Source organism: Marinomonas foliarum (assembly GCF_003337275.1).
Lineage (GTDB): Bacteria > Pseudomonadota > Gammaproteobacteria > Pseudomonadales > Marinomonadaceae > Marinomonas > Marinomonas foliarum.
Window position 1 is genome coordinate 1 of the sequence record NZ_QPJQ01000030.1, and the last position, 12700, is coordinate 12700.

The 12700-nt window shown below is 46.9% G+C and carries 12 protein-coding genes and 1 riboswitch; of the genes, 2 read left to right on the top strand and 10 right to left on the bottom strand.

Annotation, left to right across the window (positions count from 1 at the left end; all coding sequences use genetic code 11):
* Positions 1-8 precede the first annotated feature (8 nt).
* Entirely contained in the window at positions 9-938 is a 930-nt protein-coding gene (locus DFP77_RS14415; protein ID WP_114412912.1) for an aldo/keto reductase, read from the bottom strand.
* Between the two features lie 119 nt (positions 939-1057).
* Here DFP77_RS14415 and DFP77_RS14420 point away from each other — a divergent pair, with 119 nt between their 5' ends.
* The gene (locus DFP77_RS14420; RefSeq protein WP_114412913.1) at positions 1058-1963 is read left to right on the top strand and encodes a LysR family transcriptional regulator; all 906 of its coding nucleotides are present in this window, start codon (positions 1058-1060) and stop codon (positions 1961-1963) included.
* Positions 1964-2099: 136 nt separating this feature from the next.
* Here the strand turns inward: DFP77_RS14420 and thiE are convergent, their stop codons facing one another.
* The 9 genes from thiE to guaB form a co-directional block, all read right to left on the bottom strand.
* On the bottom strand, positions 2100-2714 hold the full coding sequence (gene thiE, locus DFP77_RS14425) for a thiamine phosphate synthase (RefSeq protein ID WP_114412914.1): 615 nt from the start codon (positions 2712-2714) through the stop codon (positions 2100-2102).
* A 19-nt stretch (positions 2715-2733) separates the two neighbouring features.
* Complete coding sequence (thiM, locus tag DFP77_RS14430; RefSeq protein WP_114412915.1) at positions 2734-3531, bottom strand: hydroxyethylthiazole kinase; 798 nt, start codon at positions 3529-3531, stop codon at positions 2734-2736.
* A 19-nt stretch (positions 3532-3550) separates the two neighbouring features.
* The gene (gene tenA, locus DFP77_RS14435; protein ID WP_114412916.1) at positions 3551-4213 is read right to left on the bottom strand and encodes a thiaminase II; all 663 of its coding nucleotides are present in this window, start codon (positions 4211-4213) and stop codon (positions 3551-3553) included.
* A gap of 34 nt (positions 4214-4247) precedes the next feature.
* Entirely contained in the window at positions 4248-5198 is a 951-nt protein-coding gene (locus tag DFP77_RS14440) for an ABC transporter substrate-binding protein (RefSeq protein ID WP_114412917.1), read from the bottom strand.
* A 21-nt stretch (positions 5199-5219) separates the two neighbouring features.
* Positions 5220-6020, bottom strand: coding sequence for an ABC transporter permease (locus tag DFP77_RS14445; protein ID WP_114412918.1), 801 nt, complete (start codon positions 6018-6020; stop codon positions 5220-5222).
* Positions 6013-6825, bottom strand: a complete 813-nt coding sequence (locus DFP77_RS14450; RefSeq protein WP_258861175.1) for an ABC transporter ATP-binding protein — start codon at positions 6823-6825, stop codon at positions 6013-6015. The genes DFP77_RS14445 and DFP77_RS14450 overlap by 8 nt, the downstream gene beginning before the upstream one ends.
* Entirely contained in the window at positions 6779-7636 is an 858-nt protein-coding gene (gene thiD, locus DFP77_RS14455; RefSeq protein WP_114412920.1) for a bifunctional hydroxymethylpyrimidine kinase/phosphomethylpyrimidine kinase, read from the bottom strand. The genes DFP77_RS14450 and thiD overlap by 47 nt, the downstream gene beginning before the upstream one ends.
* A 100-nt stretch (positions 7637-7736) precedes the next feature.
* A riboswitch (TPP riboswitch) is annotated at positions 7737-7835 on the bottom strand.
* A 117-nt stretch (positions 7836-7952) separates the two neighbouring features.
* Positions 7953-9530, bottom strand: a complete 1578-nt coding sequence (gene guaA, locus DFP77_RS14460; protein WP_114412921.1) for a glutamine-hydrolyzing GMP synthase — start codon at positions 9528-9530, stop codon at positions 7953-7955.
* Positions 9531-9658: 128 nt separating this feature from the next.
* Positions 9659-11125: an IMP dehydrogenase gene (gene guaB, locus DFP77_RS14465; RefSeq protein WP_114412922.1), complete on the bottom strand. Its 1467-nt coding sequence runs from the start codon at positions 11123-11125 to the stop codon at positions 9659-9661.
* Between the two features lie 93 nt (positions 11126-11218).
* Between guaB and xseA the strand changes: the two genes are divergently transcribed.
* On the top strand, positions 11219-12559 hold the full coding sequence (gene xseA, locus DFP77_RS14470) for an exodeoxyribonuclease VII large subunit (RefSeq protein WP_114412923.1): 1341 nt from the start codon (positions 11219-11221) through the stop codon (positions 12557-12559).
* Positions 12560-12700 lie beyond the last annotated feature (141 nt).

A 12700-nucleotide genomic window follows, 5' to 3' on the forward strand; every position in this document is an offset into this window, starting at 1 on the left:
CAAGTGGGTTAAGTGGTGATTAAATGTCGCTTCTGAGGAAATACTGTCACAAGCTGAAAGTCAGCTAAAAATTGTCTTACTTGTTCGTATGTTCCCTTACTCAATACATAAGCAAGCGCCACGGCAGCAATAGAAGCACCATGTTTTGCAGCAATCGGGCGCATAGCATCAACACATGCCCAAACTTTGTCCCTATCCACAGGAGGGAAGTCAAAATTGGCACGTCGACCTTCACCTTTTGAGTCTGGTGAAAATTTTCCTGATAGCAGTCCGCCAGCCAAAGGAGACCAGGCCAGTAATCCCATCTTTTCTTCCATTAACATGGGAGCCATCTCACGCTCTAAATCTCTCCCAGCCAAAGAAAAATAGCCTTGCACCGTTTCAAATCGCGCAAAGCCTTCTCGCTCAGCAATGCCCTGTGCTTTCGCGATCCGCCAAGCCGCCCAATTAGACAAACCGATATAACGAATCACTCCTCGCGAAATAAGGTCATCAAGTGTACGAAGTGTTTCTTCAATGGGCGTAACAGGATCGTTAGCGTGAATTTGATATAGATCGATGTAATCCGTCTGCAAACGTTCCAAACTTGCCTCCACCGAATCCAAAATATGGCCTCGAGAAGCGCCTCTATCATTCGGACCATTGCCCGAAGGATTAAAGACCTTAGTTGCAATGACCACATCTTTACGAGGCACGTTCAGATTTTTTAAAGCTTGGCCTAACATTTTCTCGGAGTGGCCATTTGTGTACACATCCGCCGTATCAAAAAAATTAACACCAGCGGAAAAGCAACAATCCACAATACTGTCTGCTGTCGCCTGATCCATTCCAGCAATATCGTGATATAGACCTTGCTGACCAACCGGACCAAATGTCATAGTTCCAAGGCATATTTCCGACACAAATAACCCAGTATTACCCAGTTGGTTATAGCGCATGTCATTCTCCCAAATAAGTGGAACCAGCTCGCCTGACTCTCTAGGATTCCACTTTACCTTGTGATATTTTTACGATAAAGCACCCTAATAAAAACCCATTGTTATCAAAAAGAGAAACAATGCAAAACCTTGATAATCTAGCTATATTTATTCGTATCTCAGAAATGGGCAGTTTCACAGGCGCCGCAGAAAGCCTTGGCATCCAAAAAGGTCGAGCCTCTAATGTCGTACGCCAATTAGAAGCTCAGGTTGGAACGCGTCTTCTACACCGCTCAACTAGAAAAGTTCAACTCACAGAAAACGGGCGAAATTTTTATCTACGAGCTTGCGCTTTACTCGCTGATGCAGAAGAACTCAATCTTATGTTTGCAAAGGATGATGCTCTGCTTGAAGGTCGAATACGTGCAGATTTACCAACAGAATTCGCGCGCGCGAACATTATTCCTGAATTACCTAAATTCATGGAAAAGTACCCTGGTATTGAACTCGAAATTTCCAGTACAGACCGCAGGGTGGATTTAATAAAAGAAGGAATGGATTGTGTACTTAGGGTCGGAGGTGTTCTCGACGATACACTGGTTGCTAGGCACCTTGGCGATCTAAAAATGGTGAATGCAGCAAGCCCTGAGTATCTTAAACAATACGGAGTCCCGCACACACTGGAGGACTTAATAAGCCAAGGCCATCGCATTGTTCACTACACACCAACATTAGGTAATCGTCCATTCGGATGGGAATATTATGATGGTCAAAGCTATCAATCCCTAGACCTCCCCGGCTCACTGCGTGTCAACAACGTTCAGACTTACCATGGCGCGGGCATAGCTGGACTTGGATTGATACAAGCCGGCCTATCCAGCCTGAAACCATTTTTAAGCGACGGATCTCTTGTTGAAGTACTACCAAGCCTACAATCAGAACCCTTACCTGTTTCTATTGTCGTAGCACACAGACAAAACTTGTCTCGTCGAGTACGCATTTTTATATCTTGGATTGAGGAAGTATTAACGCCTTATCTTGATTAGTTTGACTTCAACAGTGCCCAGATTTTTTTAGACAGTAAACACAAACAAAAACAGCCCTCTTTACGATAAAGAGAGCTGTTTTGATAACGATATAGTATAGGAATATCCTCCCCTACCACAGTCGACAAGTGAAACCTTATCCCATCAACTCAAGCAAATGGGCTGCGGCGGCTTTAGGATCATCAGCGCTGCAAATTGCAGAGACCAGCGCTAAACCATGCACACCGGTGGAACAAAGTTCAGGGATATTCCCTTCATGGATCCCTCCAATTGCAACAATAGGTAAAGACGTTACCTTGAGTGCCGACTTCAATCCATCTATTCCCCAATGATGCTTGGTGTTGGTTTTTGTTGGTGTGGCGAAGATGGCACTTAAACCAATGTAATCAATCGGCAAAGCATCGGCCTCAGCGAGTTGTTCTTGCGTTTCAATTGATAGACCTAATATTTTATCAGGGCCGATTAACTGACGAGCGATCTTAGCTGGCATGTCCGATTGGCCGAGATGAACGCCATCGGCATCCACTGCGAGCGCGACATCTACTCGATCATTAATAATTAAAGGAACGCCTGAGCCTTTAAGAATATCTTTAACGGCCAAAGCTCGTTCAATAAAAGCACGCACATCGCCATGCTTTTCGCGAACTTGAACCATGGTCACACCACCAGCTACCGCCTTAGAAACGACTTCCGTCAAGGTGGCGAGGTCTTGTTGATCATCAGTTACCAAATATAAGCGATAGGCGTTCATCGTCCTCCTCTTGAGCCTCTTATGAATTAATAACTTGCAACTTCAGGCGCTTGGCTAGTGTCGCTTCATCTAACAGGTATAATTCATCGAGAATGGTTAGTTGCAGACTGCCCGGCCCCCGCGACTGTTCGGCCGCGATTTCTCCGACAACACCAAGCACAGCTGCAGCCGCCACACCGGTTTCTTCGCCCACCGCCGCAAAGGCCGCCGTCAGAGCGCTCAATGTACAACCCATTCCGGTCACACAAGGCATCATGGCATGGCCATTGTTGAGCTTAACCGTTTGCTCACTTGTCACTATGTAATCGGTCCCTCCGGAAATAACGACACGGGCGCCATACTCCTTCACCAAGAAATGCGCCGCGCTCAGTGCGGTATCGCTGCTATCTAGTGCATCCACGCCTTTGCTTTTTGCTTGTTCGTTGGCCAGTGCGATGATTTCCGATGCGTTGCCTCGGATAATCAGTTGATCGGCCAAGCGCGCTATTTCGCGAGAGGTGTCAGTCCGCAATATGCTGGCTCCGCAACCGACGGGGTCAAGTACGACCACTTTGCCATTCGCATTGGCTTGTTCGACAGCAAACGTCATACGTGGAATCCAAGCGCTATCTAGCGTACCGATGTTGATCACCAATGCCCCAGCAAACGCCATCATCTCTGCCATTTCTTGCTTAGAATGCGCCATAATGGGAGACGCGCCAATGGCCAACAGTGCATTAGCCGTATTGTTCATCACCACATAGTTGGTAATGCTTACTACTAAAGGCTTTTGCTCTCTTACGGCAGTAAGTGCTTGAGTGATTTGTTCAACTAACATCTTCATACTCCTGTCAATCTTACTTAGCGTTTAAGCCTTGTTGCCAAAAGGCGATTTCCATGCGGGTAGCCGTCTTAAATACATCAACTAAATTCTGTCCACGCTGACTGTTTATATCAATCTCGGCCAATAGCTTATTAAAGTGCTCCATCCCTGTCATAACACTCGACTGGTAGTCGTCACCACTATAAAGCTCAATCCAGCTCGCATAAGGGTTACCCTCAATGACGGTACTTTCATCTTCAAGTAGCTGTTTACCAATCACACCGTAACCAACAGAACATGGCGCTAACGCCGCATAAAGATCGACTAAATCGCCAGTCATACCCGCATCCAATACATAACGGGTGTAGGCCACCGTACCAAAATCTTCCGCTTCGTTTTCAAGATCCGCTTCTGTTAATCCCCATTGTGCGCAATATTCCACATGATGAGCGGTTTCTGAATCTAACAGGTTATACACAGTCGGCAAGGCACGGCGCATATCTTCTAACGTACGCGCTTTGTAAATTGCCAAGGCATACGCACGGGCATATTGCTTGAGAAACAAGAAATCTTGCTTTAGATAATGCAAAAAGCACGGTTGCTCAAGAGTGCCTTTTGCTAACTGCTGCACAAACGCGTGTTCTGTGTAGGCGGTCCAATCTTCCTGACAGGCGGCGATCAAATCTTGGTATTTCATATTACAAATCTCTTAAAGTAAGGTGCTTTAGGTATTAGTCAAAAGTCGGTACGTAATCTTTCGCTTTCGGCAACGTATTAATGATTTGATGGTCATACAAGAACTGGGCGTAATCGTCATAGCGTTTAAAATCTACCGCGGCTGGGCGTAGCGCAAAGCGGCTCAAGGAATCATTCCAAGCGCGCTTATTTAACTCGTTATTAAGCGTATCTGGGGCGTAAGCAACAAACTGCTCCCACGCCTCACTTGGATGGTTGACGATGTAGGTTGTTGCTTGTTGAATGGCCTTATTAAAGGCTTCTATGTCTTCTTTATGGTAGGTGTTGGCGTTGGCGACAAAGATCAACTCGTCATAAGAAGGCACACCGTGCTCTTCTGGGTAAAAGGCTTTGGCTTTGTAACCTTCTAGCGCGAGCTGATTGATTTCAAAGTTACGAAAACCACCCCAAATCGCATCCACTTTGCCTGAGGCAAGTGAGGACGAGAGCGCCCAACCCACATTAATAATGTTTACATCAGAAAATTTAACGCCTTCTTGCCCAAGCATGGTGCTAAGGGTGGCTTCTTCGTTACCCGAAATAGAGATGCCGATTTTCTTACCTTTTAGATTAGCAAGGGAGTCGTTCTTACCATTATCAAGCACCAACAAAGTATTCAACGGTGTCGCGACCAATGTTGAAGCACGGATCAAAGGTAAACCAGCAGACACATCCATTGTTAAATTTGGTTGGTATGACACGGCCAAATCCACTTTACCAGCAGCAACTAATTTAGCTGGCGTACTTGGGTCAGCAGGCTCTTCGATCTTCACCTGCAGACCTGCCTGCTCAAAGTAGCCGCGCTCTTTAGCAATAATGATCGGGCCATGACCTGGATTAACAAACCAATCGAGCATTAATGTTAGGTTCTTTTCTGCTGCCATAACGTTGTTCGAAACTAGCACCGCGAACAGAGCGATAGCACTCAGCAATGTATTTTTATTCATCGATTTTTTCCTTTAATGATTCTATTTATTTTCCCAAGGGATGGCTTTTTTCAATACTATGTCGGTGGTGAAGTACAGAGTGATCGAGAGCACCGCGAGAATAAATAAAGCGGCAAACATCTCATCAATAATCATCCTCGCATTCGCTTGCAGCATCAGATAGCCCAATCCTTCACTTGACCCTACCCATTCGCCAACCACCGCGCCGATCGGCGCAATAACAACGGCAACACGAATGCCTGAGGCCAGCGTAGGCAAGGCTGCAGGAAATTGAATGTGTCGCAACAATTGCCATTTCGAGGCACCCATGGTTTTCGCAAGATCTAAATAGCCGATAGGTGTGTTGCGCAAGCCGTCATAACAACAGGTAGTCACCGGAAAGAAGATAATAATGGCCGCTATGACCACTTTTGAGGCGATGCCATAGCCTAACCAGAGCATCATCACGGGCGCGATAGCAAACACAGGAATGGCTTGGCTAGCAATGAGTATGGGGAGCAGCCAACGCTTAAGCGGCTGAAACATCAACATCATCAAGGCAAACAATAAGCCCATGGTTAACCCTAAACCGAGACCGAGCAAAATTTCTTGCGCGGTAACCCAAGTATGCTTGAGCAGCACATCATAGCGGGTTCCTAAACGATCGAGCACCGCGATTGGCGACGGCAAAATAAAGCTTGGCATCTGAAAAGCCACCACCACAATTTGCCAAAGACCAAGAATCACTGCCGTGCTGATCACCAACCGTAGCGCCGAATACGTAATACGCTCTTTCTTACTAAGGCGTGTCGACACAGAATGGTACTGAGCCATATCACTCATAGTCTTTCTCCAACTGATCCAAAATAGCTTGTTGCAAAGCAGCGCATTCAGCATCGAGTTTTCGAGGGGGCGACGACTCAGGAACATCCAACTGCTGGGCTTGGGCGGGCGTACCTTGAAGAACATACAACTGGTCGGCCAAGCGCACAGCCTCTTGCGGATCATGAGTGATCAATACAAGGGTCTTGCCTTTTAACAAGGAGACGGACAAGGTCTGTAACTTGTGCCGAGTAACCGCATCAAGGGCTGAGAAAGGCTCGTCCATCAACACCAGTGGTTTGTCTTGCATTAAAGTACGAGCAAGCGCCACGCGTTGACGCATTCCTCCAGACAGCTGGGCGGGAGTCATATAGGCATTATCTGCAAGGCCGACTTGCTCAAGCAAACTCAGCGCACGCTGCTTATCCTGCTCTTTGTTAGGAGCGACACTGGAAAAGCGTGAGCTTAAACACACGTTATCCAACACATTTAACCAAGGAAGGAGCAAATCTTGCTGTGCCATATACGCAATATGGTCATGTAATACTATGTTCTCAGCAGATACGTCATTGCCACTAACCTCAATCTCACCTTGCCATTCCACTTGATCGTCTAGTAGACCAGCAAGATAACGCAATATCGTCGTTTTACCACTGCCACTGCGACCTAGCAGCACCGTCCACTGCTTCGCCGGAATAGTCATGTTCACACCGGCTAAAGTCGATGCCGAGCTACCTCTGAATTGCAGATTCCCATGGCGAATTTTTATGCCGATGCTATTAACGCACATCTTGATGGCCTGCAAAGAAGTGATGAACTGGGCCATGGCCTTGACCAATATCTAACTCATCCGCGTGGGCAATCGCGCCGGTAATATACTGTTTACCTAACTGAACGGATTGCTGCAGGCTATTGCCCTGAGCAAGGTAAGAAGCAATCGCAGAAGAAAGCGTGCACCCTGTTCCATGGGTATTTTTTGTGAACAAGCGTTTAGCGCTTAATAACTCAAAGCCGTCTTGTGTGATCAAAAGGTCGTTACTGTTTTCGTCCGTTTCTAAATGACCTCCTTTCAACAAGACCGCTTTTGCCCCCAATGCACGCAAGTCCGCCATCATGTCATTCATTTCGACTTCGGATTGAGGTACGGCGCGATTGGTTAACGCTGCGGCTTCAGGCAAGTTGGGTGTAACAATGTCAGCAAGGGGAAGTAACGTCTCTTTTAACGCGGAGATCGCCGAGTGTTTTAGCAATAAATCGCCGCTCGTCGCCACCATCACCGGATCAATCACGACATGTTGCGGCTGATATTGGCGCAGCTTAGCGGCCACGACCTTGATGATACTGACATCAGCCAGCATGCCTATTTTCACGGCGGCAACATTGAGATCAGTAAAAACAGCATCTAATTGACTCGCGACATGATCCAGCGGGATAGGAAAAATGGCGGAAACACCTAGTGTATTTTGCGAGGTTATGGCGGTAATAACCGAACAGGCAAAGCTACCCGTAGCAGACATAGCCTTAATATCCGCTTGAATACCCGCACCACCACCACTGTCCGACCCTGCGATGGTAAGCACAACAGGGATATTTTTTGACGCGGCTTGTTGGGGATGTTGCTGTGTAGATGATGCCATTATCGCTCCTATTAAAGACGTATAGGAACTGACTTTGGCATACTAGAGAAAGGGTCGAAGACCTAACTCACATAAAGATAGCCGCTATTGCTCGGCTAGAGACAAAGTGCAAATAGTTCCCTACGCCAGTGCTAACTGAATCAGGTTCTGCGGGTCTCTTTCGATCTCAGCCAATGCATTGGCCCCCCGACTATTTCACAGAAAGGATAACAGGACATTCAGGTGAAAGGTATTCTTTTTTAAACAGCCAACACATACAAAAACGGCCCTCTTACTATAAAGAGAGCCGTTTGATTAAACTATTAACTCAGGAGGATTATTCCCACTCGATAGTAGCAGGTGGCTTGGACGATACGTCATAAGTCACGCGAGAAATGTGTTCGATTTCGTTGATGATACGACCAGACACTTTCTCTAGCAGTTCGTATGGCAGATGCGCCCAACGAGCTGTCATGAAGTCGATGGTTTCAACTGCACGAAGTGCTACCACGTATTCGTAACGGCGGCCGTCGCCTACTACGCCAACAGATTTAACTGGAAGAAATACCGCGAACGCTTGGCTTGTTTTTTCGTACCAGCCAGCGTTGCGTAGCTCTTCGATAAAGATAGCGTCCGCACGACGAAGGATGTCGGCGTACTCTTTTTTAACTTCACCTAGGATACGCACACCAAGGCCTGGCCCTGGGAACGGGTGACGGTAAACCATGTCGTACGGTAGGCCAAGTTCTAATCCCAGTTTACGCACTTCGTCTTTGAACAACTCACGAAGTGGTTCAACCAAGGCCATTTTCATATCTTCTGGCAAGCCACCTACGTTGTGGTGGGACTTGATCACGTGCGCGCCACCAGTTTTACCCGCTGCGGATTCGATTACGTCAGGGTAAATCGTGCCTTGCGCTAGGAAGTCGATGCCATCCAATTTAGATGATTCTTCGTCGAAGATCTCGATAAAGGTATTACCAATGATCTTACGTTTTTTCTCAGGATCCGCTTCACCAGCAAGCTTGCCAAGGAACAAGTCTTCCGCATCAACACGGATGACTTTAACGCCCATGTTGTCAGCAAACATTTTCATTACTTGATCGCCTTCATTTAGACGAAGCAAGCCATTGTCGACAAAGACACACGTCAATTGGTCGCCAATCGCTTTATGAAGCAATGCCGCTACCACTGAAGAATCCACACCACCAGACAAGGCCAACAATACTTTGCTGTCACCCACTTGCTCTTGCATGCGTTCAATTGCATCTTGTGCGATGTTGGCAGGCGTCCATAAAGTGTCGCAACCACAAATATCTACGATGAAACGAGATAGAATGCGACCACCTTGCAACGTATGCGTTACTTCTGGGTGGAACTGTACACCGTAGAATTTCTTAGCTTCGTTCGCCATCGCTGCGATTGGGCAGCTATCCGTGGATGCCATCAAAGTGAAGTCTTCAGGCATTTCAATCACTTTATCGCCATGGCTCATCCAAACATCAAGCAAGGCAACACCGTTGTTTGCAATGTGATCTTGAATTTCATCAAACAGTGCAGGACCTTCGTGCTTACGAATTTGCGCGTAACCAAACTCACGAATTTCAGAACCTTGAACTTTACCGCCCAATTGCTCTGCCATGGTTTGCATGCCGTAACAAATACCAAATACCGGCACACCCAATGTAAATACTGCTTCTGGAGCGCGAGGAGAACCAGGCTCTGGAACGGATTCAGGACCACCAGCAAGGATGATACCTTTTGGATCAAAGTCGATGACTTCTTGATCTTCCATATCAAAAGCGCGAACTTCACAGTAAACACCGATTTCACGAACACGACGTGCAATCAGTTGCGTGTACTGAGAACCGAAATCAAGAATAAGAATTTTATGAGCGTGGATATCTTGCGACATTATTAGCCATTCCTTTCACTCTACTTAAGAGATAACTCTTTCGTAGAAGTAATCAATAAAATAGTAAGAGCAATAAATAAAGATGGGGCGTTTTAAACGCCCCATCTCATCACCAAATTATAGAGCAATTAGCCCACGTGATAATTTGGTGCTTCTTTTGTAATCGTCACATCATGAACATGACTCTCACGCATACCAGCACCCGTAATTTTAGAGAACTGAGTCTTGGTACGCATTGTTTCAATATCAGCCGATCCAGTGTAGCCCATAGAAGAACGCACACCGCCCATCAACTGATGAATAACCGCTGCCATTGGGCCTTTTGATGCTACACGACCTTCAATGCCTTCCGGTACTAACTTCTCAACACTGCTGGAATCTTGGAAGTAGCGATCACTTGAGCCTTGAGACTGAGACATCGCACCTAACGAGCCCATACCACGGTACGCTTTGTATGAACGCCCTTGGAACAGAACCACTTCACCTGGCGCTTCATCAGTACCCGCCAATAGTCCACCAACCATGATAACGCTAGCGCCCGCCGCGATTGCTTTACTGATATCACCAGAAAAACGTACGCCGCCATCAGCGATAACCGGAATACCACGAGGATTCATAGCTTCAGCCACATTCGCTACGGCACTGATTTGTGGAACACCCACACCAGCAACGATACGAGTAGTACAAATAGAACCTGGGCCAATGCCCACTTTCACGCCATCAGCGCCTGCGTCAGCTAGAGCAATTGCGGCTTCTGCTGTCGCAATGTTTCCACCAATCACTTGAATGTGTGGGAAGTTTTCTTTTACCCAACGAACGCGATCGATAACGCCTTTAGAATGACCGTGCGCCGTATCAACAACAATGATATCCACGCCTGCATCAGACAAAGCTTTCACTCGTTCACCAGTATCTGCGCCAGTACCAACAGCAGCACCAACACGCAAACGACCTTGTTCGTCTTTACAAGCATGCGGGAAAGTCGTGGCTTTATTAAAGTCGGTTACTGTAACCATGCCGCGTAATTCAAATTGCTCATTCACGATCAACACTTTCTCAATGCGGTTTTCATGAAGTAACTTGCGGATAGAACCAGATGAAGCACCTTCAAGCGCCGTCACTAGGCGATCTTTTGGTGTCATGATGTCAGAGACTCTTTTATCAAAGTCTTTAACAAAGCGCACATCACGGCTTGTCACGATACCAACTAGGTCGGAACCCTGAACAACTGGAACACTTGAGATGCTGTTCGCAGCCGTCAAATCCATTAGCTCTTGAACGCTGGCTTCTGGGTTGATAGTAACAAGATCACGAACGATACCACTTTCGAACTTTTTCACTCGGCGAACTTCGCGAGCTTGCTCTTCAATGGTCAAGTTTTTGTGCACAATGCCAATGCCACCTTCTTGAGCCAGAGCAATCGCCATGCGATGTTCAGTAACGGTATCCATCGCTGAAGACGTAAGCGGAATATTTAGCTCAATGTCTTTAGTGATTTTCGTTTTGAGGCTAACATCCTTAGGAAGAACTTCGGAATAGCCGGGGATAAGCAGTACGTCGTCAAACGTTAAAGCTTCTTGCACGATTCGTAACATAATGGGGAGTTTCCAATGCCAACAAGGGTGTTAAGATGGCAAGTAATTCTACTCCTTTAGTTGCATTCGGTAAATCAAAACCACGAGAGATTGATGAAAAATTTTACAACTTCTGCGTCACAAGAAACGGCTTTTACCGTATCGCAGCTAAATAGACAGATACAACAACTACTTGAAGCCAGTTTGCCGTGGATTTTAGTCGAAGGTGAGATATCCAACCTCGCCAAGCCAGGCTCTGGACATTGGTACTTTTCACTCAAAGATGACCGTGCACAAATCCGCTGCGCCATGTTCAAAGGTAAAAACGCAGCCGTACGATTCAAACCTAAAGATGGTGACATGGTTCGCTTGCGTGCTCGCGTCACTTTCTATGGTCCAAGAGGCGACTGCCAACTCAGTGTCGAAAGCATGGAGTCGGCAGGTGAAGGTGCATTACAACAGGCGTTTGAACGCTTAAAAAACAACTTACAAACCGAAGGCCTTTTCGCACCAGAGCATAAAAAACCACTGCCGACCCAACCAGAACGTGTTGCTATCATTACCTCACCAGTCGGTGCCGCTGTGCGCGATATGATCATCGCCTTTCGTCGTCGTTTTCCGTTAACTGAGCTAACCATCCTGCCCTCTTTAGTACAAGGCCAAGATGCCGCCAAAAACATTCTAAGACAATTACAGCGAGCCGATGGCAGCGGCCACTTTGACGCCATTATTCTCGGTCGCGGTGGCGGTTCATTGGAAGATTTATGGAGTTTTAACGACGAAACCTTGGCTCGCGCTATTTTTGCAGCCCAAACTCCTATTGTTTCTGCCGTAGGTCATGAAACTGACTTCACCATTGCGGATTTTGTGGCCGATGTTCGAGCCGCTACCCCAACCGCCGCTGCGGAGCTTTTAAGCCCTGACCGCAATCAATTGATTAGACAAATCGAGCAGCAAGAAAAGCAACTGGTTCGACGCATGTCACGCATTCTCGAACAAAGCCAACAACAGCTCGACTTTATGACCAAGCGTATTCGCCATCCAAAGGAGCGAATCGAGCAACAGCAAACTCAGCTAGACCAGCTTAAGCATCGCTTACAACAAAGCATGCAACGCAAGGTGCTGGAGCAACAAAACCAAACCGCCAACCTCGCTCATCGACTGGAAAGAAACAGCCCGACTCGCCGTATCGATCAGGACAGACAAAAGCTCAAAGACATAGATGCCCGCCTTGCTCGCGCATTAAGCAACACACTAGCCAACAAGCAAACCGCCTTTGCTCGTCTTATAGACAAACTCAACCTCGTCAGCCCGCTTAATACTTTGGCTAGAGGCTATGCCATTGCATCAAAAGACAAGCAAGTTATTCGCTCTATTCATGAAGTTGAAAAAGGCGATGCAATTTCCGTCCGAGTTCAAGATGGGGTCATTTCGTGTGACGTAACAGACCTCTAACCTTCTACTTACCGGGCTCATTCTTTAAACATGAGCCCGATCCTTTCATCAACACTCCCTCCTATCCTTCTAATGAATATTGAGCATCAACACACAAAAGCAGCCTTAAAAATCACATTACGCGCAGTTACGCCCCAAAAT

Bases quoted from the DNA above. Each gene is read 5' to 3' on its own strand.
- DFP77_RS14415 (WP_114412912.1), bottom strand. From the start codon at position 938: ATGCGCTATAACCAACTGGGTAATACTGGGTTATTTGTGTCGGAAATA.
- DFP77_RS14420 (WP_114412913.1), top strand. From the start codon at position 1,058: ATGCAAAACCTTGATAATCTAGCTATATTTATTCGTATCTCAGAAATG.
- thiE (WP_114412914.1), bottom strand. From the start codon at position 2,714: ATGAACGCCTATCGCTTATATTTGGTAACTGATGATCAACAAGACCTC.
- thiM (WP_114412915.1), bottom strand. From the start codon at position 3,531: ATGTTAGTTGAACAAATCACTCAAGCACTTACTGCCGTAAGAGAGCAA.
- tenA (WP_114412916.1), bottom strand. From the start codon at position 4,213: ATGAAATACCAAGATTTGATCGCCGCCTGTCAGGAAGATTGGACCGCC.
- DFP77_RS14440 (WP_114412917.1), bottom strand. From the start codon at position 5,198: ATGAATAAAAATACATTGCTGAGTGCTATCGCTCTGTTCGCGGTGCTA.
- DFP77_RS14445 (WP_114412918.1), bottom strand. From the start codon at position 6,020: ATGAGTGATATGGCTCAGTACCATTCTGTGTCGACACGCCTTAGTAAG.
- DFP77_RS14450 (WP_258861175.1), bottom strand. From the start codon at position 6,825: ATGGCCCAGTTCATCACTTCTTTGCAGGCCATCAAGATGTGCGTTAAT.
- thiD (WP_114412920.1), bottom strand. From the start codon at position 7,636: ATGGCATCATCTACACAGCAACATCCCCAACAAGCCGCGTCAAAAAAT.
- guaA (WP_114412921.1), bottom strand. From the start codon at position 9,530: ATGTCGCAAGATATCCACGCTCATAAAATTCTTATTCTTGATTTCGGT.
- guaB (WP_114412922.1), bottom strand. From the start codon at position 11,125: ATGTTACGAATCGTGCAAGAAGCTTTAACGTTTGACGACGTACTGCTT.
- xseA (WP_114412923.1), top strand. From the start codon at position 11,219: ATGAAAAATTTTACAACTTCTGCGTCACAAGAAACGGCTTTTACCGTA.